Source organism: Jannaschia seohaensis (genome assembly GCF_900116765.1).
Taxonomy (GTDB): domain Bacteria; phylum Pseudomonadota; class Alphaproteobacteria; order Rhodobacterales; family Rhodobacteraceae; genus Jannaschia; species Jannaschia seohaensis.
Window position 1 is genome coordinate 1 of the sequence record NZ_UETC01000004.1, and the last position, 24,506, is coordinate 24,506.

At 68.3% G+C, this 24,506-nt stretch carries 33 protein-coding genes, 1 tRNA gene and 1 pseudogene; 18 read left to right on the forward strand and 17 right to left on the reverse strand.

All coding sequences use genetic code 11. The features are described 5' to 3' along the window. Window positions 1-162: 162 nt before the first annotated feature. From DTQ71_RS10175 to DTQ71_RS10195, 6 genes are all read right to left on the reverse strand, one after another. Window positions 163-918, reverse strand: coding sequence for a hypothetical protein (locus tag DTQ71_RS10175; protein WP_109564201.1), 756 nt, complete (start codon window positions 916-918; stop codon window positions 163-165). A 14-nt stretch (window positions 919-932) separates the two neighbouring features. Beyond that, the gene (locus tag DTQ71_RS10180; protein ID WP_109564202.1) at window positions 933-1,511 is read right to left on the reverse strand and encodes a uracil-DNA glycosylase family protein; all 579 of its coding nucleotides are present in this window, start codon (window positions 1,509-1,511) and stop codon (window positions 933-935) included. Between the two features lie 360 nt (window positions 1,512-1,871). Beyond that, on the reverse strand, window positions 1,872-2,135 hold the full coding sequence (locus DTQ71_RS10185) for a hypothetical protein (protein ID WP_109564203.1): 264 nt from the start codon (window positions 2,133-2,135) through the stop codon (window positions 1,872-1,874). Window positions 2,136-2,394: 259 nt separating this feature from the next. After that, window positions 2,395-2,748: a dimethylsulfonioproprionate lyase family protein gene (locus DTQ71_RS24880; RefSeq protein WP_245947410.1), complete on the reverse strand. Its 354-nt coding sequence runs from the start codon at window positions 2,746-2,748 to the stop codon at window positions 2,395-2,397. Between the two features lie 4 nt (window positions 2,749-2,752). Next, a complete protein-coding gene (locus DTQ71_RS24885) occupies window positions 2,753-3,130 on the reverse strand; it encodes a hypothetical protein (RefSeq protein WP_245947413.1) in 378 nt (125 codons plus the stop codon). 25 nt (window positions 3,131-3,155) lie between these two features. Beyond that, the gene (locus DTQ71_RS10195) at window positions 3,156-3,458 is read right to left on the reverse strand and encodes a DUF1963 domain-containing protein (RefSeq protein ID WP_211317130.1); all 303 of its coding nucleotides are present in this window, start codon (window positions 3,456-3,458) and stop codon (window positions 3,156-3,158) included. Window positions 3,459-3,699: 241 nt separating this feature from the next. Here DTQ71_RS10195 and DTQ71_RS10200 point away from each other — a divergent pair, with 241 nt between their 5' ends. The 5 genes from DTQ71_RS10200 to DTQ71_RS10220 all read left to right on the forward strand — a co-directional run bounded on the left by DTQ71_RS10200 (window position 3,700) and on the right by DTQ71_RS10220 (window position 7,788). Further along, complete coding sequence (locus tag DTQ71_RS10200) at window positions 3,700-4,248, forward strand: hypothetical protein (RefSeq protein WP_109564204.1); 549 nt, start codon at window positions 3,700-3,702, stop codon at window positions 4,246-4,248. 360 nt (window positions 4,249-4,608) lie between these two features. Beyond that, entirely contained in the window at window positions 4,609-4,920 is a 312-nt protein-coding gene (locus tag DTQ71_RS10205) for a co-chaperone GroES (RefSeq protein WP_109564205.1), read from the forward strand. A 71-nt stretch (window positions 4,921-4,991) separates the two neighbouring features. After that, window positions 4,992-6,635: a chaperonin GroEL gene (groL, locus tag DTQ71_RS10210; RefSeq protein WP_109564206.1), complete on the forward strand. Its 1,644-nt coding sequence runs from the start codon at window positions 4,992-4,994 to the stop codon at window positions 6,633-6,635. A 190-nt stretch (window positions 6,636-6,825) separates the two neighbouring features. Next, window positions 6,826-7,422 carry a hypothetical protein gene (locus tag DTQ71_RS10215; RefSeq protein WP_109564207.1) on the forward strand — a complete coding sequence of 199 codons (597 nt, stop codon included), beginning with the start codon at window positions 6,826-6,828 and terminating at the stop codon, window positions 7,420-7,422. Between the two features lie 150 nt (window positions 7,423-7,572). Further along, the gene (locus DTQ71_RS10220; protein ID WP_109564208.1) at window positions 7,573-7,788 is read left to right on the forward strand and encodes a hypothetical protein; all 216 of its coding nucleotides are present in this window, start codon (window positions 7,573-7,575) and stop codon (window positions 7,786-7,788) included. On the opposite strand, the gene DTQ71_RS10225 is transcribed toward DTQ71_RS10220, so the two are convergent. Next, window positions 7,785-7,967: a hypothetical protein gene (locus DTQ71_RS10225; RefSeq protein ID WP_109564209.1), complete on the reverse strand. Its 183-nt coding sequence runs from the start codon at window positions 7,965-7,967 to the stop codon at window positions 7,785-7,787. The genes DTQ71_RS10220 and DTQ71_RS10225 overlap by 4 nt on opposite strands. Before the next feature lie 151 nt (window positions 7,968-8,118). Here DTQ71_RS10225 and DTQ71_RS10230 point away from each other — a divergent pair, with 151 nt between their 5' ends. The 6 genes from DTQ71_RS10230 to DTQ71_RS10255 all read left to right on the forward strand — a co-directional run bounded on the left by DTQ71_RS10230 (window position 8,119) and on the right by DTQ71_RS10255 (window position 14,796). Continuing rightward, window positions 8,119-8,886 carry a winged helix-turn-helix transcriptional regulator gene (locus tag DTQ71_RS10230; RefSeq protein WP_109564210.1) on the forward strand — a complete coding sequence of 256 codons (768 nt, stop codon included), beginning with the start codon at window positions 8,119-8,121 and terminating at the stop codon, window positions 8,884-8,886. An 88-nt stretch (window positions 8,887-8,974) separates the two neighbouring features. After that, entirely contained in the window at window positions 8,975-10,285 is a 1,311-nt protein-coding gene (locus tag DTQ71_RS10235) for a Na+/H+ antiporter NhaA (protein ID WP_109564211.1), read from the forward strand. Between the two features lie 164 nt (window positions 10,286-10,449). Further along, window positions 10,450-11,103 (forward strand): ABC transporter ATP-binding protein, encoded by a 654-nt coding sequence (locus tag DTQ71_RS10240; protein ID WP_109564212.1) that lies wholly within the window; start codon window positions 10,450-10,452, stop codon window positions 11,101-11,103. Further along, on the forward strand, window positions 11,093-12,619 hold the full coding sequence (locus tag DTQ71_RS10245; RefSeq protein ID WP_109564213.1) for a KpsE/RkpR family capsule polysaccharide export protein: 1,527 nt from the start codon (window positions 11,093-11,095) through the stop codon (window positions 12,617-12,619). Before DTQ71_RS10240 ends, DTQ71_RS10245 begins: the two co-directional genes overlap by 11 nt. A 60-nt stretch (window positions 12,620-12,679) precedes the next feature. Continuing rightward, window positions 12,680-14,032, forward strand: coding sequence for a mechanosensitive ion channel family protein (locus DTQ71_RS10250; RefSeq protein WP_109564214.1), 1,353 nt, complete (start codon window positions 12,680-12,682; stop codon window positions 14,030-14,032). 2 nt (window positions 14,033-14,034) lie between these two features. Next, window positions 14,035-14,796: a heme-dependent oxidative N-demethylase family protein gene (locus tag DTQ71_RS10255; protein ID WP_342768116.1), complete on the forward strand. Its 762-nt coding sequence runs from the start codon at window positions 14,035-14,037 to the stop codon at window positions 14,794-14,796. Here DTQ71_RS10255 and DTQ71_RS10260 read toward each other — a convergent pair whose 3' ends face one another. The 8 genes from DTQ71_RS10260 to DTQ71_RS10295 all read right to left on the reverse strand — a co-directional run bounded on the left by DTQ71_RS10260 (window position 14,797) and on the right by DTQ71_RS10295 (window position 20,521). Continuing rightward, a complete protein-coding gene (locus DTQ71_RS10260) occupies window positions 14,797-15,876 on the reverse strand; it encodes a 2'-deoxycytidine 5'-triphosphate deaminase (RefSeq protein ID WP_109564216.1) in 1,080 nt (359 codons plus the stop codon). It lies immediately after the preceding gene. Window positions 15,877-15,952: 76 nt separating this feature from the next. Continuing rightward, window positions 15,953-16,029, reverse strand: a tRNA-Pro gene (locus tag DTQ71_RS10265). 64 nt (window positions 16,030-16,093) lie between these two features. Beyond that, window positions 16,094-17,056, reverse strand: coding sequence for a MerR family transcriptional regulator (locus tag DTQ71_RS23860; RefSeq protein ID WP_211317131.1), 963 nt, complete (start codon window positions 17,054-17,056; stop codon window positions 16,094-16,096). 2 nt (window positions 17,057-17,058) lie between these two features. Continuing rightward, window positions 17,059-17,361 (reverse strand): integration host factor subunit alpha, encoded by a 303-nt coding sequence (ihfA, locus tag DTQ71_RS10275; RefSeq protein ID WP_109564217.1) that lies wholly within the window; start codon window positions 17,359-17,361, stop codon window positions 17,059-17,061. 131 nt (window positions 17,362-17,492) lie between these two features. After that, a complete protein-coding gene (locus DTQ71_RS10280; protein ID WP_109564218.1) occupies window positions 17,493-18,464 on the reverse strand; it encodes a beta-ketoacyl-ACP synthase III in 972 nt (323 codons plus the stop codon). Next, a complete protein-coding gene (plsX, locus tag DTQ71_RS10285) occupies window positions 18,461-19,564 on the reverse strand; it encodes a phosphate acyltransferase PlsX (protein WP_407066403.1) in 1,104 nt (367 codons plus the stop codon). Before plsX ends, DTQ71_RS10280 begins: the two co-directional genes overlap by 4 nt. 16 nt (window positions 19,565-19,580) lie before the next feature. Continuing rightward, a complete protein-coding gene (gene rpmF, locus DTQ71_RS10290) occupies window positions 19,581-19,781 on the reverse strand; it encodes a 50S ribosomal protein L32 (protein ID WP_109564220.1) in 201 nt (66 codons plus the stop codon). A 182-nt stretch (window positions 19,782-19,963) separates the two neighbouring features. Then, window positions 19,964-20,521, reverse strand: coding sequence for a YceD family protein (locus tag DTQ71_RS10295; protein WP_109564221.1), 558 nt, complete (start codon window positions 20,519-20,521; stop codon window positions 19,964-19,966). A 126-nt stretch (window positions 20,522-20,647) separates the two neighbouring features. Between DTQ71_RS10295 and DTQ71_RS10300 the strand changes: the two genes are divergently transcribed. From DTQ71_RS10300 to DTQ71_RS24240, 3 genes are read left to right on the forward strand one after another with little or no spacing between them, the layout of a single operon-like run. Continuing rightward, window positions 20,648-21,097, forward strand: coding sequence for an outer membrane protein assembly factor BamE (locus tag DTQ71_RS10300; protein WP_109564222.1), 450 nt, complete (start codon window positions 20,648-20,650; stop codon window positions 21,095-21,097). Window position 21,098: 1 nt separating this feature from the next. Beyond that, window positions 21,099-21,461: a cupin domain-containing protein gene (locus DTQ71_RS10305; RefSeq protein ID WP_245947414.1), complete on the forward strand. Its 363-nt coding sequence runs from the start codon at window positions 21,099-21,101 to the stop codon at window positions 21,459-21,461. Continuing rightward, window positions 21,458-21,595 carry a hypothetical protein gene (locus DTQ71_RS24240; protein ID WP_245947416.1) on the forward strand — a complete coding sequence of 46 codons (138 nt, stop codon included), beginning with the start codon at window positions 21,458-21,460 and terminating at the stop codon, window positions 21,593-21,595. Before DTQ71_RS10305 ends, DTQ71_RS24240 begins: the two co-directional genes overlap by 4 nt. A 3-nt stretch (window positions 21,596-21,598) precedes the next feature. On the opposite strand, the gene DTQ71_RS24245 is transcribed toward DTQ71_RS24240, so the two are convergent. Together DTQ71_RS24245 and DTQ71_RS24250 are read right to left on the reverse strand one after the other, a co-directional pair. After that, the gene (locus DTQ71_RS24245) at window positions 21,599-21,949 is read right to left on the reverse strand and encodes a nuclear transport factor 2 family protein (protein ID WP_245947463.1); all 351 of its coding nucleotides are present in this window, start codon (window positions 21,947-21,949) and stop codon (window positions 21,599-21,601) included. Between the two features lie 21 nt (window positions 21,950-21,970). Then, a pseudogene (locus DTQ71_RS24250) lies at window positions 21,971-22,276 on the reverse strand (ArsR/SmtB family transcription factor); the annotation flags it as partial. Window positions 22,277-22,481: 205 nt separating this feature from the next. Between DTQ71_RS24250 and DTQ71_RS10315 the strand changes: the two are divergent. From DTQ71_RS10315 to DTQ71_RS10330, 4 genes are all read left to right on the forward strand, one after another. Beyond that, window positions 22,482-22,835 carry an AtpZ/AtpI family protein gene (locus DTQ71_RS10315; RefSeq protein ID WP_109564224.1) on the forward strand — a complete coding sequence of 118 codons (354 nt, stop codon included), beginning with the start codon at window positions 22,482-22,484 and terminating at the stop codon, window positions 22,833-22,835. After that, window positions 22,828-23,580: a F0F1 ATP synthase subunit A gene (locus DTQ71_RS10320; protein WP_109564225.1), complete on the forward strand. Its 753-nt coding sequence runs from the start codon at window positions 22,828-22,830 to the stop codon at window positions 23,578-23,580. Before DTQ71_RS10315 ends, DTQ71_RS10320 begins: the two co-directional genes overlap by 8 nt. A gap of 67 nt (window positions 23,581-23,647) precedes the next feature. Next, on the forward strand, window positions 23,648-23,872 hold the full coding sequence (locus DTQ71_RS10325; protein ID WP_109564226.1) for a F0F1 ATP synthase subunit C: 225 nt from the start codon (window positions 23,648-23,650) through the stop codon (window positions 23,870-23,872). An 82-nt stretch (window positions 23,873-23,954) separates the two neighbouring features. Then, window positions 23,955-24,503, forward strand: coding sequence for a F0F1 ATP synthase subunit B' (locus tag DTQ71_RS10330; RefSeq protein ID WP_109564227.1), 549 nt, complete (start codon window positions 23,955-23,957; stop codon window positions 24,501-24,503). Window positions 24,504-24,506 lie beyond the last annotated feature (3 nt).

Below are 24,506 nucleotides of genomic sequence, written 5' to 3' on the forward strand. Positions count from 1 at the left end.
ACGCGCCGCCGCAGCCCTCCCGCTCATCCCCTCCCCGATCAGACGCGCGAAGCGACGCCGCACATCCATCGACAACGTTCTCGCCATGACAAGACCCCCGACAGAGGGAGCCACGGGACCGCCGCCAACGCAAAATGTGACTCGGAGATAACGTCCGGTGCTTTAACGTAGGCGGGGCGGCGCGTCGGGATCGCGGACGGGGCCGGACGGCTCCGGCGCGGGCAGGTCGATGCGCAGGCCGTGACGCGCGAGGGCCGCCGATACCGCCGCGTCTGCGCGAAGGAAGGCCACGTCCAGTTGGCCCGCCTCCAAGCCAGAGAAGATGAGTGCTTCCGAGACGGCGCGGGCGATGTCTTCCTCGGCGCCAGGCACGGTCTCAATGAAGGCCAGGACATGGCCGCGTGTGCCGTCGTCATATGTCGCCTGCGCCAGATAGCCGCTGCGGGCCAGCCCCGCCGCCAGCCCCAGCTTGGCGTCGAGCGCCGAGAGCAGCGCCTCGGGCAGGGTGCCGGGCGGTGCGATCTCGGACAGGCGGCGCTCGGCTTCGGTGGGCGCGGTCCGGGTCGTCTCCGCCAGCCAGGCCATCGCCGCCGGCTCCAGCATCTGGGCCGAGGGCGCGTCTTCCAGGTTGAGGCCCAGCCCCAGCCCCTCGGCCGCCAGGAGCGCGGCCAGGCGCCGGCCCGACAGCGTGGCCGTGGGCGCGCCGCCAGCGAAGGCCTCTAGCCGCTCGGGCAGGTCGAAGGCCAGGGCATAGCGGGTGCCTTCCACGTCGAAGAGACGCGGCGTCACCGTCTCGCCCTCGGCGGCCTCCAGCAGCAGGTGCAATTCGGCCTCGGCGAGGCGGCCCAGAAAGGCGAGCCGGTCGGTGTCGGCGCCGGTCTCCTCGGCGCGCAGATGGGCGGTATCGAGCGGAGTCATGGGCGTCTCTCAGATCAGGCCAGCGCGTCCCGGATCGCGGCGCGGAGGGCGGGCAGCGTCTCGGCCTCGAACCACGGGTGTTTCTTGAGCCACGCGGTATTGCGCCAGGACGGGTGAGGCAAGCACCAGACGCGCGGCGCATGGGCGCGCCAGTCGCGCACCCGGTCGGTCACGCGGCCTTTCCCGAGATGCCAGGACTGCGCGTAGCCACCGATCAGCAGCGTCACTGGCGGATCGCCCGCATGGGCCAGCGCCTTTTCCCGCCACTTCCGGGCGCAGACCTTGGGGGGCGGGATGTCGCCGCCCGCCTTGTCGTAGCCGGGAAAGCAGAAGCCCATCGGCACGATGGCCACGCGGCTCTGGTCCCAGAACGTCGCCTCGTCCACCCCCATCCAGTCGCGCAGCCGCACGCCAGAGGGGTCGTCGAAGGGCTTGCCGGACAGATGCGCGCGCATCCCCGGCGCCTGACTGGCCACCAGGATCCGTGCGCCGGGGGCGAACCAGACGACCGGGGCAGGCGCATGGGCCGTCTCCGTCGCCGCGAAGCGGTCGGCGCAGTGGCGGCAGGCGCGGATCTCGTCGGTGACGGCCATGGAGCGCAGCTAACGACGCGCCCGCCCGATGCAAGGGGTCAGCAAGGCGCGAGCCGGGCGCGCAGGGCCGCAGAGGCGTCCGGGTGCAAGCAGGTCGCTGGCGTCTGTCCGGCGGGTGAGGGGCCGGAAAGCGCCATCCTCGGTGGCGCGCAGCCAGGAGGAGATGGGGAAGTCCGCTCCAAGCGGCCCAGTCGGGCATCCGCGCGAGACCTCGACCGAGAGGATGCCCTGGAGCTGGACCCCGTCGGCGCGCCGGGCCGCGACCTCGACTTTGGCGGTGGCGAAGCGGGGCCGTTCGCACGGGGGAATGGCGGCGGTGTATGCCCGCGCGCGGTGATCGACCCGCAGGCCGTCTGCGACCTACGCGACATCCAGGGGCACGGTCACATCGACGGCTGGCGCGGACGCGCGCTCCACCACGAAGGCCGGGCGCAGCGTCGCATCGCCGTTCGAGAGGCGCAGCGCATCCGGAACGGCCAGAGCCAGGGCGACATCGGCGGGCGGCGTTCCGAGCGGATCAAGGCGGGACGCGGCGACCAGCCCGGCCGGGGTGATCGCATCGCAGGAGGCCGCGCAGCGTCCTGGCCAGTTGGCGCTTTCGCTGGGCGTGGCCGAGCTGTCCATCGCGATGGCGGCTCTGCTCGCGGCGTTCCTGGGGCAGGCCTCGGGGCTGGTGGGGACGGAGCTTTGGCGGGACCGTCGCGTGGTGATCTGACAGCGATCTCCGGGCGTGGGCCGGTGATGCCGGCGCCATCTGAGAGGCGACGGGCCCTCTCGGAGCGGTGCCGGGGGCGGCAGCGCGCCCGGGCGGGCGTTCCTCCACCCGGGAGGCGCGCCGCCCTGAGGCGGCGTCCCGGCTTGGCAATCTGTCGGCGGATGCCGGTTAGCGCCTGAGCGTCCCCGGGCGGCTGAAGGTCATCGGACCCGAGAGCGCCTCGGGCGCGCCGGTCCAGGCATAGGCGAGCAGGCAGGGATCCCGGTCGCCGGTGGTGATCCGGTGCTCGTGGCCGTCATCGTTGAGGATCAGCGAACCGGGCGCGAAGACTGCCGCGTCGTTCTCGGACCAGGAGCCGGCGATCGAGATGTAGCTCTCGGAGATGCCCTTGTGGCTGTGCTGGGGGTAGGTCGTCTTGGGCGCGAAGAGGACGAAGCCGAGGATCAGGTCGTCGGCGGGGACGGGGCCCTTCGGGCCGAGCACTTCGCAATAGGCGTAGCGGCGGGCCAGCGCCTTGGGCATCTTGTCATATCCGTATTCCCAAGTGAGGCGGTCTCGCACCTCGCACCTCGCACCTCGCACCTCGCACCTCGCACCTCGCACCTCGCACCTCGCACCTCGCACCTCGCACCTCGCGCAGCGCGCGGGCCATGCCCTGCATCGCGCCCCGCTCGCCCAGGTCGAGGGCGCGTGGGAAATGGGCGGTGACGGGGCGCAGCTCGGCCCGGCGCGGTGTGATCTGCGGGTTTGCGGCGATGACGCGGGAGAGCGCCTCGCGCACGCGGCGGCGATGGGAGCGGATCCGCGTGCTGCCCCCGGCCGAGCCATGGCGGTAGAGGGCGTCGAACTCCCGCAGAAGGTAAAGCCAGTCGGGGGCGTCCAGAAGGGTGGGGGTGTCGGTCATGGTGGGGGCGGTGGTAGCGTCTTGCTCAGAACCCTTCCATCGTCATCTCGGCCGCGCCCCAATTTCTGGCCTCCAGATCGGCGTGGTCGATCCAGAATTGGAGCACGCCGACATCGCCCCATAGGAAGCCCGGCATGTCGTCCGAGGTGAGTTGCAGCAGCAGGTGCCGGGACTGGTTCTCCTCCGCGGCGCCCTGGACGTTCGCGGAGGGGCCGAACATGGCGTGGACCTGTTCGTCCGACCAGCCCGATCTCCGGCGACGCGTCTGAAGATGGATCCGCAATCTCGCCGGGATGGCGTCGAAGGCCTCCCGCGGGCCGGGCATCATGGCGCGATACGCGCGCGCGGCCGCGTCTTCGACGATGGACTGTCCGGCTCCGAGATTCGGTGCGACGCCCGATCCTGCCGCGAGCCAGGGATCGAAATCGGTCCAGAAGCGCGAGGCGAGATCCGGGCTGACCGGGGGCCCACCAGGGGCGGCCGTCGAGGTCGCGGAGCCAGTCCGCGGCGAGGGACCGGAAGGGGACCTGCTCGAAGGATCGGCGTTGCAGGCGCTCAAAGGCCGACCGATGCTGATCGTGGCCTTGCGCGCGCTCCAGGGAGAGGAACGGCAAGGCCTTGTCGGCCGTCTGGAGCATGGCCCAGATCATGGTCTGGATCGTGCGGACGGGAAACGCCGCCAGTCGCGGGTCCGGCTGGCCGGGGGGCGGCGGAGGTCCGAAGTGGTCGCGCAGCGGCAAGTGGAGGTCCTGGGGCGGCGGGCCGAGGATGTCGGTCTTGACCCGGGACCACGCGCGCTCGTCGGGCAGGAGGTGCAGGGCATCCAACTCGGCCGAGCCGAGGAAGCGAACGGGCCAGCGGGGAAAGCCCGCGGGCGCGGCGGAGATGAACGGCGCCGCCGGGTGATGGTATCGCCATTCCTGCGCGCCGTAGACGGGCGGGGTCATCGGTGGCGGGGCCGTCGGCTCCGCCGGCGCAACTGGGGGCACATGGACGACGGCACGGGCGCCCGGCCCGTTCTCGAAATCGGTGCCCGCGAAGAAGACGAGCATGCCTCGGTCATGTCCGCCCGGAATGCGGAGCGTCTGCGCCAGTTCGGCGAGGTCGATCCGTGCTAGGCAGTGGAGGCCGGGGGCCTGCCACCCCGTTCCCCGTCTGGGTTAAGGGAGCTTTCCGAGGGAGGGCTGGCCGCCGAGACAGCTCCGGCTGGTTTGCCAGAAGCGTTCGTCGGCCCGGTCCAGCCGGTCCGGAAGCACGGCCTCCCGCTTCGGGACGCGGAACGCGCTGGTGAGATCCCGGCTCAATGACACGTCGTCCGCCCGCTTCGTTTTCCGGGGTTCAGCCGAGGCGAGAAATCCGGTGCGATTGTGGCGCCATGCCCGTTGACAGCCTCGTGAGGCTTCCCTATCTCGCGGTCGTTGGCACTCCCCGAGGGTGAGTGCCAACAGGGAGAAACGTTTTAGCTGAGAGGCCCCGCAATGGCTTTCACACCGCTGCACGACCGCGTCCTGGTTCGCCGCGTCGAGTCCGACGAGAAGACCAAAGGCGGTCTGATCATCCCCGACACCGCCAAGGAAAAGCCCGCCGAGGGTGAGGTCATCGCCGTTGGCGAGGGCGCCCGCAAGGACTCGGGCGAACTGATCGCGCCCGCCGTCAAGGCCGGCGACCGCATCCTGTTCGGCAAGTGGTCGGGCACCGAGGTCACGATCGACGGCGAAGAGCTGCTGATCATGAAGGAATCGGACATCCTCGGCATCATCGGCGACGCCTCCGCCGCGAAAGCCGCCTGATCCGCACCCCATCCGCAGGAGGTGGGCATGTGATGCCCACCCTACGCAACACAAGTTTTTAGGAGAGTATCATGGCCGCTAAGGACGTGAAATTCGACACCGACGCCCGCAATCGCATGCTCAAGGGCGTCAACACCCTGGCCGATGCCGTCAAGGTGACCCTGGGCCCCAAGGGCCGCAACGTCGTTCTCGACAAGTCGTTCGGCGCTCCGCGCATCACCAAGGACGGCGTCTCCGTCGCCAAGGAGATCGAGCTTGAGGACAAGTTCGAGAACATGGGCGCGCAGATGGTCAAGGAAGTGGCCCAGCGCACCAACGACGAAGCGGGTGACGGCACCACCACCGCCACCGTGCTGGCTCAGGCCATCGTCAAGGAAGGCATGAAGTCGGTCGCCGCCGGCATGAACCCGATGGACCTGAAGCGCGGCATCGACATGGCCACCGCCAAGGTCGTCGAGGCGATCAAGGCCGCCGCCCGTGACGTGACCGACAGCGACGAAGTCGCTCAGGTCGGCACCATCTCCGCCAACGGCGAGGCCGAGATCGGCCGTCAGATCGCCGACGCGATGCAGAAGGTCGGCAACGAAGGCGTCATCACTGTCGAGGAGAACAAGGGTCTCGAGACCGAGACCGACGTCGTCGAGGGCATGCAGTTCGACCGCGGCTACCTGTCGCCCTACTTCGTGACCAACCCCGACAAGATGACCACCGAGCTGGAAGACGCGATCATCCTGCTGCACGAGAAGAAGCTCTCGTCGCTGCAGCCGATGGTTCCGCTGCTCGAGTCGGTGATCCAGTCGCAGAAGCCGCTGCTGATCATCGCCGAGGACGTGGAAGGCGAGGCCCTGGCCACGCTGGTCGTTAACAAGCTGCGGGGCGGCCTGAAGATCGCCGCCGTGAAGGCGCCGGGCTTCGGCGACCGCCGCAAGGCCATGCTGCAGGACATCGCGATCCTGACCGGCGGCCAGGTGATCTCGGACGACCTCGGCATGAAGCTGGAGAACGTCACGATCGACATGCTGGGCTCCGCCAAGCGCGTCTCGATCACCAAGGACGAGACCACGATCGTGGACGGTGCCGGCGAGAAGGCCGAGATCGAGGCGCGCGTCGCCCAGATCCGCGGCCAGATCGAAGAGACCAACTCCGACTACGACCGCGAAAAGCTGCAGGAGCGTGTCGCGAAGCTGGCCGGTGGCGTTGCCGTCATCCGCGTCGGCGGCATGACCGAGGTCGAGGTGAAGGAGCGCAAGGACCGCGTCGATGACGCGCTCAACGCGACCCGCGCCGCCGTCCAGGAAGGCATCGTCGTCGGTGGCGGCGTCGCTCTGGTCCAGGCCGCGAAGTCGCTGGACGGTCTGACGGGCGCCAACAACGACCAGAATGTCGGCGTGTCCATCGTCCGCAAGGCGCTGGAAGCCCCGCTGCGTCAGATCGCCGAGAACGCCGGTGTCGACGGCTCCGTCGTCGCGGGCAAGATCCGCGAGAGCGACGACCTGAAGTTCGGCTTCAACGCTCAGACCGAAGAATATGGCGACATGTTCAAGTTCGGCGTGATCGACCCCGCGAAGGTCGTCCGCACCGCGCTGCAGGACGCCGCCTCCATCGCCGGTCTGCTGATCACGACCGAAGCCATGGTCGCTGACAAGCCGCAGAAGGAAGGCGCTGGTGCCGGTGGCGGCATGCCCGACATGGGCGGCATGGGCGGCATGATGTAAGCCGACCCCCAGGTCGACACCGACACATACGCGGCCCCCGGAGCGATCCGGGGGCCGTTTTTCATGCGCGCGGCGGGAATTATTCCGCGAATGGGGCGCGTTCCGCACGCGGAATGCCTTTCGGGCGGCTCAATGCGGTCCGAATGTTGATCAATCCTCCGCGTGTCATTCGCTGCACGAGGAATCGGTCATGTCCGATAGCGGAAACTCAGCCCCTTGCTTTCTTGCCGACGAAAGCGGCGCTATCACCGTTGATTGGGTTGTCCTGACGGCCGCTCTGGTCGGGCTGGGATTGGCGGTGATGGCCGTCGTCAGCGGCGGCGCGGAAGACCTGTCCGGCGACGTTCGGACCCAGCTCGAGTCGGATGGCATTATCCGCGTGAGCTTCTCGAACGGCGGCGGCGCGTTCGAGGCGGCCGCGGCGTCACTTGGCATCGATGTCTCGGAAGAGCTCGGCCAGATGCGGACCATGAGCAACAGCCAGATCCTTGCCGAGCTCGAGTCGTCCACCAATGCGCTGGCCACGGCGAGCGCCGACGCGGAGAGCCTCGCGGCGGCTTTCGCGGCCTTCGAGGCCGATACGGGCTGGCAGACGATCGAGATGGTCGGGGACGGCAATGGCGAGCCGGTGCCGCATACCGTCAACCACAGCTTCACCCATAACGGCCAGACCTACACGAATACGGCGCAGGTCGAAGAGGCATCGATCATGCTGGCGAATACGATCGTCTACGAGGAAGGTCGGGTTGACGCCTATACCAACGAGGCGGCCGAGCGCGGGATCTGACCCGCCGATCCGTGCCCGGCGCCGGAGGGCGCGCCCGGTCGGCGCGCCTCCGAGGGGGGCGCCGGCAGGAGAGGGGCGGCGCAGGTAGCGTGAAAGCGGTGCCTTGAACCGATACTCCCTAGGCACTGCACGGGCCGGAAGGACCACGGGGTGGACCGCACGTATCGCGTCTGGGACGTCGTCACGAACGGCACGACCGTGCTGGTCTTCGGTGCGGTCGTTGCGCTGTCTTGGGTCAATCTCGATCCCCAGCCCTATCAGATGATGGTCGAATATCCGATCTGGTTCAAAGTCTTGATCGGATATGATCCGCAGCGCGGGCAGGCCGCGTTTGCGGCCCCTTTTTTCGTTGGGCGCTCCGCCTAGCGGCGGGGAGCGGCGCCGAGCGTCCGGAGATGCAGCGCCGTCGCGGCGTCGATCTTTGGGGGCGCGGGTCGGTGGGCAGACCGTGTGGGGGAGCGCCTCCGCTCGAAGAGACGCGGCAGCGCCGCGCGGAGGGGGCGCAGGGTGGGCAGGATGGGGCGGGGCAGGTCGATAAAGGCCATCTTTGGCTCCTGTGATGCGGATGCGTCGATGCCCTCAGGCTGCCCGCCGGACGCGTCTTTCGGCCAGTTCCTCGACTGAACCGCGCCCGCTACAGATCGTGAACTGGCGAGACCGCGCCGCCCCGCGCTAAGGTCGGGGCGGAGGTGCTCCATGGATATCAAGCCCTACGGGCTGATCTGCCCGATCATCCAGGCGGCCGAACTGCTCGAGCCGCGCTGGACGATTCCGATCCTCACCGAGATGTGGGGCGGCTCCAGCCGCTTCAACGACATTCGCCGCGGGGTCGGGAACATCTCGCCGGCCCTGCTGTCACGACGACTCAAGAGCCTTGAGGCCGTGGGTCTGATCGAGCGGGTGGAGGATCCGGCCACCGGGAGCATCGACTACCTGCGGACCGCGAAGGCGCGCGCCCTGGAGCCCGTCCTCGACGCGATGGCCCGCTGGGCTCTGGTCCATTGCGATGCCGAGGAGTCCTGCGACGGGATCGAGGTCACGTCCCTGATGTGGGTCGTCGGGCGGAAGATCGCGTCCGATCTCTTCCCGCCCGGCCGCACCGTGCTGCGTTTCCACTTCGCCGATGACGACCTCGAATGGCCGACCTGGCACGCGCTCGTGCGCCCCGGCGCGCAGACCGAGATGTGCACCGACGTGCCCGGCTACGATGTCGATCTCTATATCGAGACGACGGTTCCCGCGCTGGCCGCGACCGTCCAGGGCCGTTCCACCATCGGGCGCGAGATCGCGGCGGAGCGGCTGTTCGTCACCGGCGCGCCGCGCCTCGCCCGGACGATGGAGGTATGGATGCCAAGGGTCTCCTATGCCGACACGACGGATGGGATCGGACTGTTCGACGCCGGGCGGGGGCGGAGCGGAACGGCCCCGAGGGCGCGCCCCAATTCCTGTGGGCACCGTCATTAGAAGGGCGGCGCAGGTGGCGTGACAGCGGCGCCTTGAAACGATTGTCCCTAAGCACTACGCGGGCCGGACGCACCACCGGAGGGGCCGCATGTATCGCGTCTGGGACTTCGTCACGAATTACTCGATCCTGCTGGTCCTCGGTGCGGTCATCGCGCTGCTCTGGGTCAATCTCGATCCCCAGTCCTATCAGGCGATGGTCGAATATCCGATCTGGTTCAACGACTTGGTCGGATACGATCTCCAGCGCTGGCAGGCCACACTGGCCGCGCACAGCTTGGACCCGGCGGGGTTCGGCAATCCAGGCGGCGCGGAGAAGGTCCTGACGGCCCATTACTTCGTCAACAACATCCTGATGGCCTTCTTCTTCGCCATCGCGGGCAAGGAGGTCTGGGAGGCGGTCGTCCTCAAGAACGGCAGCCTGCGCGGCAAGAAGGCGGCGACGCCGCTTGTCGCCACCGTCGGGGGCATCCTCGGGCCGATCGCGGTCTATCTGGGGCTTGCGTCGATCCTGGGCTCGACCACCTATGATGCGCTGGCCAATGGCTGGGCCATCCCGACGGCGACGGATATCGCGTTCAGCTATCTCGTGGGCCGGATCGTTTTCGGCGCGGGGCACCCGGCCGTGCGATTCCTGCTGCTCCTGGCGATTGCGGACGATGCGGCGGGCCTCATCATCCTGGCGGTCTTCTACCCCGAAGGTGAGGTCGCGCCGATCTGGCTGCTGCTGTCGCTGATCTCGGCGGTCGCGGTCTATCTCCTGGCCAACTGGCTGCCGCGACGCATGGATCGGGGCGATCAGCTGCGCATGCATTCGACCCGGGTCCGCCGGAGGCTCAAGTGGTGGCCCTATCTCTTTGCGGGCGTGCTGAGTTGGTTCGGTTTCGCCCAGGCGGGGCTGCATCCGGCGCTGGGCCTGCTGCCCATCGTGCCGACGCTGCCCCATGCCGACCGTGCCTTCGGCATCTTCGCCGAGGCGGAGGCATATCTGCACGACCTCCTCAACGAGGTGGAGCAGTTGCTCAAGCACCCGGTCGAGATCGTCCTCTTCCTGTTCGGCCTGTTCAATGCCGGCGTCGAATTCTCTTCGATCGGAGCGCCGACTTGGCTGGTGCTGGCGGGCCTGACCCTGGGCAAGCCGCTGGGCGTGCTGCTGTTCGGCTATATCGGGGCGCATATTCTGCGTCTGGGGCTGCCTGCGGGGATGCGGACGGTGGATCTGTTCGTGGTCGGCTGCGTGGCGGCGATCGGCTTCACGGTCTCGCTCTTCCTGGCCTCGGTGGCCTTCGAGCCGGGGCCGGTCCAGTCGGCGGCGAAGATGGGCGCGCTGCTCAGCTTCGGATCGGCGGCCATCGCCATCGCCCTGGGCCGCGTGACCGGGGTGAAGAAAGTCGGGGTCTGACACCGGGATCGTTTCCCGATCCGGTCGAATTCACGGTAAAAATGAGGTGTCGGTGCGGTCAAACCGTGTCGGCGTCCACCTTTGGGCACCGTTAACCTGCTATAAGGGGCAAATGTGGGCCCTGCGGTCGGGGTCGTCCAACCAGTGATGCGATTCGGCGCCAGATGATCGAGTTCAACAACGTCTCCAAGTCTTTCTGGACCGGCAGGCAGCGTAAGGTGATCCTGGACCGCGCGTCGTTTCGGGTAGAAATGGGGCGCTCGGTGGGCATTCTCGCGCCGAACGGCACGGGCAAGACCACGCTCATCAACATGATGGCCGGCCTTGAAAAGCCCGACGAGGGCGAGGTGCGCCGCACCGCCCGCGTCTCCTTTCCGTTGGGCTTCATGGGCGGCATCCAACCAAAGAACACCGCGACCGAGAACGCGCGCTATATCAGCCAGCTCTACGGGCTCGACCCCGACTATGTGGAGGCTTTCTGCCGCTGGCTCTGCGACATTCGCGAATATTTCGACATGCCGGTCGGCACCTATAGCCAGGGGATGCGCGCGCGCTTCGCCTTCGCGCTGATGCTGGCGCTGGAATTCGACATCTACCTCATCGACGAGGGCATGCCCTCGACCACCGATGCGGGGTTCAACAAGCGCGCGGGCTCCATCCTGCGCGACCGGCTGGCCGATGCGACCGTCGTGATCGTCAGTCACCAGCCCCGCATCCTGGAGCGGTTCGCCACCTCGGCCGCCGTGCTGCGCGACGGAAAATTGCACCAGTTCGACACTTTGGACGAAGCCCGGAGGCTTTACGAGTATGACGCCTAGAGCCCTCAAGTACCGCATCCGCCCCGACACCTCCTATGCGCCGGCGGGGATCGAGCTGCCCAAGGACGCGACGCCCCCGACCGAACCCACCGTGCTGGCACCGCCCGCCAACGATCCCGCACCGGCCGAGGGGGAGCCGACGGGCCGTCAGCTGCGCCTCGCGCGGCGGATCGCGCAGAAGCACGGGCTTGAGGTTTCTTCGGACAGAGAGGCGGTGGAGGCGCTGCGCGCTCGGGGGATCGACCCGTTCTCTCGGGCCAACATGCTGCAACTCGTGCCGGGGCAGGGCGAGGAGGCCTCCGTCCCCGCGCTCGCGCCCGAGGCGCCGCCGCCGGCGGAACCGGTCGTGCTGGACGGGGACCGCCGCGCCTCCGAGATCGTCAAGATCCAGCGCGACATCGCCCGGCGGCGCAAGCGGCGCCTGGCGCTGCTTGGGATGCGGTTGGCGTTCTTCGTGGGCCTGCCGACGCTGATCGCGGGGATCTATTTCTACGTGCTGGCGACGCCGATGTACGCCACCAAGTCCGAATTCGTGATCCAGCAGGCCGATCTGGCGGCGGGTGGCGGCGCCGGGCTGGGCGGGCTCTTCTCGGGCACGGGGTTTGCCACGCAGACCGACAGCATCGCGGTGCAGGGCTATCTGCTCTCGCGGGAGGCGTTCCAGCGGCTCGACGCGGAGCTGGGCTTCAGCGCCCATTTCGCCGACCCGAATATCGACGCGCTCCAGCGTCTCGACTCCGGCAGCTCGCGGGAGGATGCCTATGAGCTTTATCAGCGCATGGTCGAGATCGGCTACGACCCGACAGAGGGCGTCATCAAGATGGAGGTCGTTGCCGCCGATCCCCAGATCAGCGCCGAGTTCAGCCGCGCGCTGATCGGCTATGCCGAAGAGCAGGTCGACCAGCTGACGGCCCGTCTGCGGTCCGACCAGATGGAGGGGGCCATCGAAAGCTTCCAGGCCGCCGAGGCGCGGATGTTGGCCGCCCAGGCCCGTGTCGTCGATCTACAGGAACAGCTTGGGGTCGTCTCGGCCGATGCGGAGTTGTCGAACCGCTACACTCAGATCAGCGCCATCGAGACCGAACTGCGGGCCGAGCGGCTGCGGCTGGACCAGCTGCTGGCGAACCCGCGCCCCAACGCCGCCCGGGTCGAACTGGCCGAGAACAATATCGCCAATCTCAACGCCGAGCTCGAGATGTTGCGCGACGGCCTGACCGACGGGGTCAATGCGGATGTGAGCCTGGCCCGGATCTCGGCGGAGCTGGGCGTGGCGCAGATGGACCTGCAAACGCGGCAATTGCTGCTCCAGCAGGCCGCGCAGCAGCAGGAGACGGCCCGGATCGAGGCGAACCGGCAGGTCCGCTACCTGTCGACGCCGGTGGCGCCCCTCGCCCCCGACGAGGCGACCTATCCCCGATCGTTCGAGAACACGCTCCTGGCCTTCCTGATCTTCTCCGGCATCTACCTGATGGTCTCGCTGACCGCCGCGATCCTGCGGGAACAGGTCAGCGGGTAACGCTCTTGACCTCTCCCTCGGCGTCATAGCTTGATCGACACGCCGAGGGAGGGCCCCGCTTTGACCATCCTATCGCGTCTTTTGCTGGCGCTTCTGCTGCTGACGGCGCCGGCTTGGGCGCAGGACGAAGCGCAGCCCACCGGCACCATCGAGACCGAGCAGACCGCGGGGGGCGACAGCGCCATCGAGCGGCGGATCGAGGGCATCCTGTCGGAACTGGAGGGCTATGAGGCCGTGCGCGTCGATGTCCGCGAGGGCATCGTCACCTTCACCGGCGAGGTGCTGACCCCAGAGGCAATCAACCGGCTCGACGTGCTGGCCGCGCGGGTCAACGGGGTTGTCGCCATCGAAAACCGGGTGACCGAGGATACGGACGTTGCACGGCGTCTGGATCCTGTGCTGGAGCGGTTCCACGACCGCTTCTGGCAGGCCGTCGCGTATCTGCCGCTCCTGGTCATCGCGATCGGGAGCGGGCTGCTCGTGATGGCGCTGGGCTTTGCTTTCTCCCGCTGGGACGCGCCCTGGCGGCGGCTGGCGCCCAACGCCTTCATCGCCGAGATCTACCGCGTGATCCTCCGCCTCGCCTTCGTGTTGGCGGGCGTGGTGGTGGCGTTGGACATCCTGAACGCGACCGCCGTGTTGACGGGCCTCCTGGGCGCGGCGGGGATCGTCGGCCTCGCCGTCGGCTTTGCCGTGCGCGACACGGTGGAGAACTTCATCGCGTCGGTCATGCTGTCGCTGCGGCAGCCGTTCCGGCCGAACGACTTCGTCGATATCGAGGGCAATGTGGGCTCCGTCATTCGCCTCACCAGCCGGGCCACGGTCCTCCTGGACCCGGACGGCAACCACGTCCGCCTGCCCAATTCCTTCGTCTTCAAGGCCAAGATCCTGAACTACACGCGCAACGACGAGCGCCGCTTCGGCTTTGCCCTGGGCATCGATCCGAATGACGATCTGGCGGAGGCCCGCGCGATCGGCTTGGACACGTTGCGGGCGCTGCCCTTTACCCTGGAGGATCCGGCCCCCGCCGTCTGGGTGAAGGATGCGGCCGATTCCACCGTCACGATGGAGTTCTACGCCTGGATCAACCAGCGGGACACGGATTTCATGGTGTCCCGGGGCGAGGCCTTGCGCCTCGTCATGGCGGCCCTGACCAGGGCCGGGATCGGCCTGCCGGAGCCGTCCTACCGGCTCAACCTGGTCGGCGGCGGCCTGCCCGTCATCGACCTGCCGGACGCCGAGGCGCGGGCGCGCGCGGTCACCGTCTCCAAGGAGGAGACACCGCGCAAGCCGGAGCCGATGCCCAAGGCGCAGGATGTCGCCGCCGACGACACGATCACCCGGCTCGTCGACGAAGAGCGGCGCGAGACCGAGCGCCGCGACCTCCTGAGCGAGGCCGCGCCCGAGGAATGACCATGTCCGCCCCCATCCTTCAGCGGGCCTTGCCCTTCACGCCATGGGCCGACCCTGCCCTGTCGCGTCTGCCGGGCATGCGGCCGGTCGAGGGCTCCTGGATCGTGGTCGACGACGCCTATGCTGCGCAGATGGCGGAACGGGCGCGGTTGATCGCGGCGCGGCCCCAGGCGGTGCGGCAGGTCCTGCCCGAGGCGGGCCCGGCGCTAGAGGAATTGCGGGAGATCGTCCTGCGCGACCTGCCCGAAGGCTTCGCGCGGGAGGGCGCGGGCATGCGCTGCCCGGACGGGCGTGTCGTCGCGTTGGAGGGCGATCCCCTGGACGTGGTCGGCGCGCTCATCCAGGAGGACGTCCTGATTCTGCTCCCTGCCGGGGCGGAGCATCGCCTCGTCGCGGGGCTGCTCTGCTTCCCGGCCTCCTGGACGCTGGCCGAGAAGATGGGCCGTCCGCTGACCGCGATCCATCGGCCGGTCCCCGTCTACGATTCCGATCTCGCGCCCCGGGTGCAGCGTCTCTTCGACCGCGCGCAGCCCGGCCGCCCGCTCTGGCGGGCCAATGCGCTGGCCTATGCCGATCCGGCCCTCCACCAGCCCCGGCGCGAAGCCGATCCCCGCCAGGACGCGGCGCCGCGCTACCTGCGCTCCGAACGGCAGACGGTCCTCAGGCTGCCCCAGAGCGACGCGGTCCTCTTCGCGGTCCACACCTATGTCGTGCCCTTCGACCGGCTCACCCCCGCGCAACGCGAGGGCTGCCCCGGTCTCTGATCAGGGAGCGGCGAAGTGCTTGGACAGCTTCAGCCCCTGGCCCTGGTAATTCGAGGCGATCCCCGCGCCATAAAGCTGCGCCGGGATCTCCGACATGGCCTCGTAAACCAGGCGGCCGACGATCTGGCCATGTTCCAGCGCGAAGGGCGCCTCGTGGCAGCGCACCTCCAGCACGCCCCTGGCGGGCGTGCCATAGCCGAAGCCCGGATCGAAGAAGCCCGCGTAATGCACGCGGAATTCTCCCACCATGGCGAGATAGGGCGCCATCTCCGCCGCATGGCTGGGCGGGATCGTCACCGCCTCGCGGCTCACCAGGATGTAGAAGGCGCCAGGGTCCAGCACGATGCGCCGTTGATCGGTGCGGATCGCCTCCCAGAAGTCGCGGGGCGCATAATAGCCCAGCCGATCCAGGTCGATGACGCCGGTATGGGGCTTGGCCCGCCAGCCGACGAGGTTGTTCGGCCCTGGCTCCAGATCGACGGAAAAGCCCAGCCCGTCATCGATCATCGCGGGGCCGTCGACCAGCGGCGTCCGGGCGTGCAGCGCGCGCAGGGCGTCGTCGTCCAGCACGGCCGCGCCGGCGCGGAACCGGATCTGGTTGAGCCGCATTCCCGGCCGCACCAGCACCGAAAAGCTGCGCGGGCAGATTTCGGCATAGAGCGGGCCGGTATAGCCCGGCGCGATGCGGTCGAACTCCCGCCCGCCATCGGTAACGGTGCGGGTCAGCAGGTCCAGGCGGCCGGTCGAGGATTTGGCGTTGGCCACCGCCGAGAGATGCGCGGGCAGGGCGAGCGATTCCTGGAGCGGCACGAGATAGACCGCGCCCTTCTCCAGCACGGCGCCGCGACTCAGGTCGATCTCGTGCATGTGGAAGTCCGGCAGACGGTCCGTCAGCGTGGCGTCGCCGGGCAGGAAGGACGCGCGGACGCGGTAGGCGACATGCCCGAGTCGCAGATCGAGCGAGGCCGGCTGCACCTGACCCGGCACCGGGTCGGGCCCACGGATGGCGCCGGCGGCCAGAAGCGCCTCGATCTGCTGGCTGGCCAGCACGCCGGTGGGATGAATCACGGGTTGGGTCATGCGGCCCCCGAACGACGGACGCCCCGGGCCGGGCGGCGCGGGGCGTCGGGTCTGCCCCGGAGCGGGGCGAAATCGATGGTCGGGCTAGCAGGACTCGAACCTGCGACCTTCCGTCCCCCAGACGGACGCGCTACCAGGCTGCGCCATAGCCCGACTTCCCGCCCTACATACGGTCCTTCGCGGCGGGCGCAAGCGGGAATTCGGGCGGCGGGGAAGGTCAGCGCGATGACCCTTCGGACAGGTCCTCGGCGATCTCCTCTGACAGGGCGCGATAGCGGCGGACAAGGCGGCGCAGGCGCTTGCGATCGAGCGGCGCGAGCGGTTCCGCCCCCCGGGCGAGGCGCCGCGCGCGGGTAAGCGGGTAGGGCGCGTCCGCGGCGGGCTCCGAGGCGGGGGGCTCGACGGGATCGGCCGGGCGCGCAGCGGGAAGGTCGGGCTCCGGCTCGGGCGCGTGGCGCAGCTGATGCGGCGGATCGGCGGGGGCCGCCGTGTCGTCGACCGCGGGGGGCAGGCCGGGCGGGGCCCAGTCCAGGGGCCGCTTCGCGGGGTCCGGCGTGGGCGCTTCGGGGAGCGGGTCCGCCGGAGGCGTCGCGGCGTTGGAAGAGACCGGCGCGTCCGGCTGCTCCGGCAAGCTGTCGAAGAGAGGGGTCGGGTGATCCCTGGCGATCGGAACAGCTGGCCGCGTGGCCTGGACCGGGTCTGGCACGCTGCGCGGCGGGCCCAAGTCGGGGGCGGGCCGGGTCGGCTCCGTGGGCTCGGGCGTGACGGGCGGCGGGCTCTCCGTCCGCTTTGGCTCCGGGGGGGTGGGTTTCGACGCCGTGTCCTTCGCGCCCATGGGGTCGCCCTTGCGGATGACGCGCCGCGTGCGCGGGGCTGGGGTCGGCTCCTCCGCGGCAAGCTCGGGCGAGAGGTCCCGGATCGGGTCGACGCCCCCCTCCTCGATTCGCTGCGCGACGGCCCGGATCGTCAGGCCATCGTCATGCAGCAAAACCTTGATTCCCCCCAGAAGCCGCATGTCCTCGGGCCGGTAGTAGCGCCGTCCTCCGGCGCCTTTGACCGGGGCGATCTGGTCGAATTTCGACTCCCAGAACCGCAGGACATGGGTCGGCACGCCCAGCCAATCCGCGACCTCGCGAATCGTGCGGAACGCGCTGTCTGACTTCTCGGGGGATTTGGGCAAGGTCAGGCCTTGTTGCCTTCGACCACGCGGTCCTTCATCAGATGTGAGGGCCGGAAGGTGAGCACGCGGCGCGGCGGGATCGGCGCCTCTTCGCCGGTCTTCGGATTGCGGCCGACTCGGGCCGACTTGTCGCGGGTCGAGAACGTGCCGAAGCCCGAGATCTTGACCTGCTCCCCGGCCACGAGCGCATCCGAGACATGCTGCAAAACCGAGGCGACCAGTGTCGCGCTCTCGTTGCGGCTAAGTCCTACTTCGCGGAACACGGCCTCGCTCAGGTCCATCCGCGTCATTGTTTTACCGGCCATCCCTAACCTCCCAGTCGATTTCATCAACCGCACCCTCTACCATGTTGCCAAGACCCAAAGCGGTGTCAATGCCGAGGCTTAGGGCGCGAAGTTCATGCGTGGGACCAAAGCGGGAACGCGCGTGATCCTGCCTACCAGCGCAGCAGAATCGCGCCCCAGGCAAGCCCGCCGCCGATGGCTTCGGTCACGGTCAGGTCGCCTCGGCGCAATTCGCCCCGTTCCTGCGCGACCGACATCGCCAGGGGAATCGATGCGGCCGAGGTATTGCCGTGGTCCTGCACGGTCACCACGATTTTCCCCATCGGCAGGTTCAGCTTTGCCGCCGTGCGGGAGATGATGCGGATATTCGCCTGATGCGGCACGAGCCGGTCGATCTGATCGGCGGTCACGCCGCCCTTGGCCATCACGTCGATCGTCGATTGGGCCAGCTTCTCGACGGCGTGGCGGAAGACTTCCTTGCCCGCCATGATTAGGTGGCCTGTCGTTTGCGACGAGGACACGCCCCCCGAGACCTGCAGAATCTCGCGGTGCCGTCCGTCGGAATGGAGATCCGTCGCCAGAATGCCGCGATCGGCGGGGGTGCCTTCGCCTTCGCCCGCCTCCAGCACCAGCGCGCCGGCGCCGTCGCCGAACAGAACGCAGGTGGAGCGGTCCTGCCAGTTCATGATGCGGCTGAAGGTTTCGGCGCCGATGACGAGCACCCGTTCCGCCTGGCCCGACAGGATCAGCGCGTTGGCGTTCGCCAGCGCATAGACGAAGCCCGCGCAGACCGCTTGAACGTCGAAGGCGAAGCCGCGGGTCATGCCCAGCTTTTGCTGCACGATCGTGGCCGTCGCCGGAAAGGTGAGGTCGGGCGTGGAGGTGGCCAGGACGATGGTGTCGATCTCATCCGGCTCCAACCCGGCGTTGGCGAGGGCCGCCTTGGCCGCCTCGGTGGCGAGATCCGAAGTCGTTTGCCCCTCTTCGGCGAAATGGCGCCGCTCGATGCCCGAGCGGGCGCGGATCCATTCGTCGGAGGTTTCCAGAAAGCCGGCGAACCATTCGTTGGGGACGACCCGTTCGGGCAGATAGTGGCCGACGCCTCGGACGATAGCGCGCTTCATTCCTGGGTCTCCTTTGCCCGGGTCGCCGAAGCGATGCGGGACTTCAGACGCTCCGAAAAGCCGGAGCGCGACAAGTTCCAAGCGAGATCCAGGGCGGCGGCCACCCCGGTCTCGTCCGCTGAGCCGTGGGATTTCACCACGGTCCCGTTGAGGCCCAGGAAGACGCCACCATTCACCCGCCTGGGGTCGATCCGCTTGGAGAGGCGCTTGAGCGAGCCCATCGCCAGCAGCGCCGCGATCTTCGACAGGGGCGTGGCGCTGAACGCCTCGCCCAGCATGTCGCGGACGAAGCGGGCCGTGCCCTCGCCCGTCTTGAGCGCCACGTTGCCGGTGAAGCCGTCGGTGACGATGACGTCGGCGGTGTCGCCTGGGATATCGCCGCCCTCAATGAAGCCCACATAGGAAAATCCTGCCGCGCCCGCATTGGCTTCGATCAGGTCCGACGCTTCCTTGAGTTCGGCCCGGCCCTTGGTCTCTTCGGTGCCGACATTCAGCAGACCGATACGCGGGCGCTCCAGGCCCAGACCGTTTCGGGCGTAGGAACTGCCCATCAGCGCGTATTGCAGCAGATCGTCCGGGTCGGCCCGGATATCGGCGCCGACATCCAGCATCACGTTGAAGCCCCCCGCGCTGCGCGAGGGCCAGAGCACTGCGATGGCGGGCCGCTGCACGCCCGGCAGCTTGCGCAGCCGGATCATCGAGACCGCCATGAGCGCGCCGGTATTGCCGCAGGACACGCAGACATCCGCTTCGCCGGTGCGCACCGACTCGACGGCGGACCACATCGAGCTGTCCTTGCCCTGGCGGACGATCTGGCTCGGCTTGTCGTCCATCCGAACGACGCCGTCGGCATGGCGGATCGTCACGTGATCGGAGAGGCCGCGACGCTTGGCGATCAGGGCCGAGAGCACGGCGGAGTCGCCATGCACGATGAATCGCATCGCGGGCGTGTGCCGAATGGCGCGGGCCAAGCCCGCGACCACGGCCTCCGGCCCGAGATCGCCGCCCATCGCATCGACGGACAACACGCCGGAGGCTGGCCTGATGCCCGCTCCGGTGCCGTCCCCGTCAGCTGGCATCCGGCCTGTCCCCCCGCTCATGCGTTCTCGGAGTGGCTTACAGATCGTCCTCGAGCTCGACCGTGTCGGCCGTCACGACCTCCCGGTCGGCATAGTGGCCGCAGGCGCCGCAGACATGGTGCGGACGCTTCAACTCACCACAGTTCGGGCACTCGGCCGGGTTGCCCGGCTTCAGAAAGTCGTGCGAACGGCGGTTGTTGCGGCGGGACGGAGTGACCTTGTTCTGCGGAACGGCCATGGCTCAACCTCGGGTGTTGTCGGCGGGGCCGATGCGTGGCCCGCGATGCGTTTCGGTGTTCGGACGGTCCCTATTGCCAATCCGGCCAAGGGTCCAGCGGTTTCCCGGCCCCTCGGGGAGGCGGAGCGCGCCTGATACAAGGATTCGCGCAAGATGCAAGCCCGGGGGGCCGGTGCGGCGGGCTATTCCTCCCTGTCCTCCTTGCCTTCCATCCGCGCCTTGAGGGCGGCGAGACCGGCGAAGGGTTTGACCTTGTCGTCGTCGAGCGGGGCCGCGCCCGCGGGGGCGGCGGTCAGGTCGATCTCTTCGGCGCCCTCGGCGCGGGGATAGGCGGGGATGGCCAGGGCCAGGGCTTCTTCCAACAGGTCACCCAGATCCAGCACGGCGGGCAGGGGCTCGATCGCGTCGTCGTCTTCTCCCATCTCGACCTCATCGCCCGTCGGCGGCGTGTAGTCGGCGGCGAAGCGGCGGGTTACGTCTTCCTCGATCCGGGTCGTGACCGGATCGGTCGTCACCCGGCAGGGTTGGACGACAGTCGCCCCGAGATGTCCCTCGACGGTCCAGTCCCGGCCCGGGCCGGGTTTCAGCACCCCTTCGAACCGCAGCTTGCGGAACACGTCCACATCCATCCGATCGGCCAGGGCTTCCAGCTGCCCCTCATCCGGGACGAGCCGGAACGGCGTGGGTTTGCGCTGCGGCAGGTCCGACAGGCGCAGCGGTTTGGACAGAATGGGCGTCATAGCGAACTCCGTCGCGCGGGGGGCGGGCTTGATGGGGGGGAACCGCGCGGGTAAGGCATAGGACCAAACGCCCGGAGGCCGCAACGGCTCCGGGAGGTGGAGGGACACGTGGCCAGGACGAGACGGATGATTGGGCGCCTATCGCTCGCGGCTGTTTGCGCGGGGGGGCTCACGGCTTGCGCGGCCACGTTTCAGAACCATGGCTACGTCCCCGACGAGGCGATGCTCCAGGAAGTGATCGTGGGCGTCGATACCCGCGATTCGGTCGAGAGCCTGGTCGGACGCCCCTCGACGGCGGGTGTGCTGAGCGAGGACAACTGGTATTTCGTCCGCTCCCGCGTCCGCTCCTTCGCCTGGCGTGCGCCCGAAACCATCGAGCGGGAGCTTGTCGCTATCTCCTTCGGGGAGGACGGGACCGTCGAGAATATCGAGCGCTTCGGCCTGGAGGACGGGCGTGTCGTGACTCTGTCGCGCCGCATCACCGATACCTCGATCCGGGATTTCGGGCTCATCCAGCAGCTTCTGCGCAACTTCGGCCGGGTCGATATTGGCGAGACGCTCGCTGCCGGCAACTGAGATGGGAGGTGACACGGCCGAGCGGTATCTGCTGCGCGCGGCCGAGATCGCCGCTATGCCGGGTCAGGACAAGACCCATTTCCTGAACGCCAACGCGCGGCGGCTGAACCGGTGCCTGGGCGACGCGACCGGGCTGACGGCCGTTGGCATTCATCTGATCGAGGTCGCGCCGGGGCACGAGACCACCGAATATCACCGCCATTATCACGAGGACGAAGCCGTCTATGTCATCTCGGGCCGCGCGACTGCGACGATCGGAGCCGAGGATATGGAGATAGGGCCGGGCGACTTCATCGGCTACCGCGCCGGGGGCTGGCCCATACCATCGTCAATACCGGGGCCGAGCCTCTCAGGCTCCTGGTGATCGGCCAGCGCCTGGGGCAGGACGAGGCGGACTATCCGCGCCTGGGCAAGCGGATCTATCGGCAGGTGGGCGTCGGCGCGGATATCGCGGACCTGGATTCCCTGATCCATCCGGTGACCGGGGCGCGGACGTGAGCGTCAGGCCGCTGGCGTGTCCTGGCTGAAGAGATTGAGCCATCCATCGGGTGTCCGGCGCCAGAGGCTCGTCACCCACATCGCTTCCTCCGGCCGTCCGGGACGGGTGAATCGCGCACGATAAGAGAGCAGGCCCAGCCCGTCCCCGGGGGCGGAGGCGCGCGGGGACTCGATGGCGTAGGACGCGATTGTCGGGCCTTGGGCCAATTGGCCGACATGGTCGTCGCGGTCCGCATAGCCGTCTGGGTAGAGGCCAAGGAAATCGGAGTGGAGCGCGGCGCGGTCGGCCTCCGCATCGCCGGCGACGAGCGCGTCCCAGATCCCGCGCTCCGCGGCAAGAAGCTCGGCCAGCACATCGGTCGGTTCCTCGATGCGGGCCAGCAGCGATTCCAGCGCGTCCAGGTCCGGGCCGTCGAACTGCCCGAAGCTCTGCATCCAGACCGAGGCCGCGCGCAGGGCGTCCGGCTGCAACTTACACCAGACAACGCGGCCGCGCCGCTCCCGCGCGATCAGGCCCGCGCGGTCCAGGGCAGCGAGATGCTTGGAGATGGCGGCGAGCGAGATGTCGAACCCCTCCGCCACGTCGGTGACGGCCATGTCGTCCTCCAGCAGCATCGACAGGATCGCGCGGCGGGTCGGGTCCGCGAGCGCGGCGAAGACGGTGTCGAGGGACGGGGACATAGAGCGGGCCGATGCCCGCCCGAGGGGCCGCGGTCAAGGATGTTCAACTCCGGCGTTGAATATGTCGCGCATGTAGGGGTGGCTCTGGTGCTGAATGGAGTGCTTCGTAACGACTTGAAAGGGCTGCGTTTCCGCAGCGCGGCGGAGCGCGTTGACTCCGTGCCTCCGGCCCCCTAGACCCTGCCGCAACATCCGTGGGGGCCAAATGCCTGACGAACCCGACGACCGCCTGCGCGCCCTCGAGGCCCGCATCGCCGCGGCCAAGGGCGGCGAGCAGAAGGACCACATGGAGGAGCACTACTCCCAGGCGCAGCTTGCCTGGCGGATGGTGATCGAGATGGTCGCGGGGCTGGGGATCGGCTTCGGCATCGGCTACGGACTCGACGTCGTCCTGGGAACGCAGCCGTTCCTGATGGTGGTGTTCACGCTTCTCGGCTTCGTGGCCGGGGTGAAGACGATGATCGCCTCCGCCAAGGAGGTGCAGGGCAAGATCGACGCCAAGGCGGCGTTAAAGGAACCGGGCGCTGGCGCGCCGAGAGACGAGGGAAAGCATGGCTGAATCTGCCGAAGGCGGTCTGGTCTTCCACCCGATGGACCAGTTCATCGTGAAGCCCCTGTTCGGGGAAGCGGGCGATCCGGTGGGCATGCTGACGCTGACCAACCACACGTTTTGGCTGGCCCTGGCGGTTTTGTCGGTCGTGCTCCTGTTCGTCGTCGGCACCCGCGGGCGTGCCATCGTGCCGTCGCGGACGCAGTCGGTCGCGGAGCTCTTCTACGGCTTCGTCTATAAGATGGTGGAGGACGTGACCGGCAAGGACGCGATCCGCTATTTTCCCTACATCTTCACGCTCTTCCTGTTCATCTTCTTCGCCAACTTCCTGGCGCTGATCCCGATGAGCTATTCGCCCACCTCCATGATTGCCGTGACGGCGGTTCTGGGCTTTGGCGTGTTCTTCGCGGTGACGATCCTTGGCTTCGTCAAGAATGGCGCGTCGTTCCTGGGATTGTTCTGGGTGTCTTCGGCGCCCCTGGCCTTGCGGCCGATCCTTGCCGTGATCGAGGTGATTTCCTACTTCGTTCGCCCGGTCAGCCACTCCATTCGTCTTGCTGGCAACATCATGGCCGGTCACGCCGTGCTGAAGGTTTTCGCGGGTTTCGCAGCGATCGGTGCGGTCGCGCCCCTGGCCATCTTCGGAATCGTCGGCATCTTTGCCCTCGAAGTGCTGGTCGCCGCGATCCAGGCCTACGTGTTCACGATCCTCACCTGCGTCTACCTCAAGGACGCGTTGCATCCGCATCACTGAGTTGCGGTGGGCATGGTGTTGCCCACCCTACGACCATCGACAGACTTCCAACGTAAGGAGAAATACCATGGAAGGCGATCTCGCTCACATCGGCGCTGGCCTGGCTGCTATCGGTTCCGGCGCTGCCGCCATCGGGGTGGGCAACGTGGCTGGCAACTTCCTCGCCGGCGCCCTGCGCAACCCCTCGGCTGCCGGCGCGCAGACCGCGACCCTGTTCATCGGCATCGCCTTCGCGGAAGCCCTGGGCATCTTCGCGTTCCTGGTGTCGCTGCTGCTGATGTTCGCGGTCTAAGGCCCGCAGATCATCCTTACGCTCGGCGGGCGGCCCAAGGGCCCCCGCCGCAGGACACTCAGCCGCCAAGGGGGCATAAGACATGGCCGATCCGGTCGACCCATCCAGCGCGTCCGCCTGCGTCGTCGACGGCAGTGCCATCGGCATGCCGCAGCTTTGCGCGGACTGGTACCTGAACCAGATTTTCTGGCTGCTGGTCGCGCTGGTCGCGATTTACTTCGTCCTGACCCGCATCGCTCTGCCGCGCGTGGGCGCGGTTCTGGCCGAGCGGTCCGGGACCATATCCAATGACTTGGCCGCCGCCGAAGACCTGAAGCGTCAGGCGGTCGATGCCGAGGCCGCCTATGAAAAGGCCCTGGCCGACGCCCGCGCCGAGGCGCAGCGCATCTCGGCGGAGGCACGTGCGGCGATCCAGGCCGATCTGAACGCCGCCATCGCGAAAGCGGACGCGCAGATCGCCGAGAAAACCGCCGAATCCGAGGCTCAGATCGCCGAGATCCGTGCGGGCGCGAGCGCATCCGTGGCCGAGGTGGCCCGCGACGTGGCCGGCGAGATCGTCCGTGCCCTCGGCGGCAAGCCCGACCAGGGCGCCATCGACGCCGCAGTCGACACCCGCGTGAAGGGGAGCTGAGCC